General features: G+C 74.7%; 3 protein-coding genes. 2 read left to right on the plus strand and 1 reads right to left on the minus strand.

The genetic code is table 11. The features are described from left to right. Nucleotides 1–208: hypothetical protein (locus AB0J52_RS39135; protein ID WP_500188139.1), on the minus strand; the 208-nt coding region annotated here is incomplete at its 3' end. 17 nt (nucleotides 209–225) lie between these two features. Between AB0J52_RS39135 and menC the strand changes: the two genes are divergently transcribed. Both menC and AB0J52_RS39145 read left to right on the plus strand, forming a co-directional pair. After that, entirely contained in the window at nucleotides 226–1,344 is a 1,119-nt protein-coding gene (gene menC / locus AB0J52_RS39140) for an o-succinylbenzoate synthase (RefSeq protein WP_500188141.1), read from the plus strand. A 70-nt stretch (nucleotides 1,345–1,414) separates the two neighbouring features. Next, nucleotides 1,415–1,737 (plus strand): hypothetical protein (locus AB0J52_RS39145; RefSeq protein ID WP_500188143.1); only part of this gene is annotated, 323 nt, incomplete at its 3' end.

Consider the following 1,737-nt stretch of genomic DNA (forward strand, 5'->3'; position numbering starts at 1 on the left):
CCAGGACGTAGGCGCGGGCGTTGTCCATCGGGCGGCCGATCGGGACCGGCCCGTCCACGTGTCCGGGATCGGTGAAGGCGAGTTCGGGGCGGACCTCGGCGTCGCCCGGGAGTGGCGGAGGGCCGTCCGCGACACCCTCGGCGGCCTCATGGCCGAAGGCGCGACCGTCACCGGCTTCGCCCGGGACGGCTGGTACGTGGTCGAACACGACGGAAGGAACCGTTCATGAAGCTCGCCGGAGTGGAACTGCGCCGGATCGCGATGCCGCTGGTCTCGCCGTTCCGCACCTCGTTCGGCACCCAGACCTCCAGGGAACTCCTGCTGGTCAGGGTCGAGACGAGCGAGGGCGAGGGCTGGGGCGAGTGCGTCACCATGGAGGACCCCGTCTACTCCTCCGAGTACACCGACGCCGCGGTCGACGTGCTCCGCGGCCACCTCATCCCCGCCCTCGCGGCCTGTCCCGACCTCGACCCCTGGCGCGTCGCGCCCGCGCTCGCCCACATCAAGGGCCACCGCATGGCCAAGGGCGCTCTGGAGGCCGCCGTCCTGGACGCCTGGCTCCGCGCCCGGTCGGTGTCCTTCGGCTCCTGGCTCGGCGCCACCACCGACCGCGTCCCGGCGGGCGTCTCGGTCGGGATCATGGACTCGATCCCCGCCCTGCTGGACGCGGTCGAGGGCTACCTCGCCGAGGGCTACCGGCGGATCAAGCTCAAGATCGAACCGGGGTGGGACATCGCGCCGGTCGCCGCCGTCCGCGAGCGCTTCGGCGACTCGGTGCCGCTCCAGGTCGACGCCAACACCGCCTACACCGTAGGCGACGCCGCCCACCTCGCCCGCCTGGACGAGTTCGGGCTGCTGCTCATCGAACAGCCCCTGGACGAGGAGGACCTGCGCGGCCACGCCCGCCTCGCCGCCACCGTCCGCACGCCTATCTGCCTGGACGAGTCGATCGTCTCGGCGCGCTCGGCGGCCGACGCCATCGCCCTCGGGGCCTGCTCGATCGTCAACATCAAGCCCGGCCGCGTCGGCGGATACCTGGAGGCCCGCCGCATCCACGACGTCTGCGCCGCGCACGGCGTGCCGGTGTGGTGCGGCGGGATGCTGGAGACCGGGCTCGGCCGCGCCGCCAACGTCGCCCTGGCCGCCCTCCCGGGATTCACCCTCCCCGGCGACACCTCGGCGTCCGGCCGCTACTACCGCACGGACATCACCGAACCCTTCGTCCTGGAGGACGGCCACCTGCGCGTCCCGTCCGGACCGGGCCTCGGCGTCGACCCCGACCCGGGCCGGCTCGCCGAGGTCACCGTCTCCACCGAGTGGGTGACCGGAGCGGGGCCCGCGTGACCGTCACCGGCTCGACCGGGGCCGTCGCCCACCCCGCCGCGGACGCGCTGCGATCGCCTACCTTGACGGCATGACCACGCCGCCCGCCCCCGTCCTCGGCCGCATCCTCGCCGACCTGGGATCCACCCTGGTCGAGGTCGCGGCCGGCGACCCGGACCCGGCGCGGCCGGTCACCGGCGTCCTGATCCACGACCCCCACGACGACCCCGTCCGCCTGCCCGGCGCGGTCGTCCTGGGCGTCGGCGTCATCGGAGCCGGGCCCGTCGCGGCGCTGCTCGACCGCGCCGCCGACCTGGACGCCGCCGCGATCATCGTCCGCTCACCCGTCGCCGTCGACGACGCCGTCCGCGCCGCCGCCGGACGCAACGGCGTCGCCGTCCTCGGCCTCTCCCC

Source organism: Spirillospora sp. NPDC049652 (assembly GCF_040675125.1).
Lineage (GTDB): Bacteria > Actinomycetota > Actinomycetes > Streptosporangiales > Streptosporangiaceae > Spirillospora.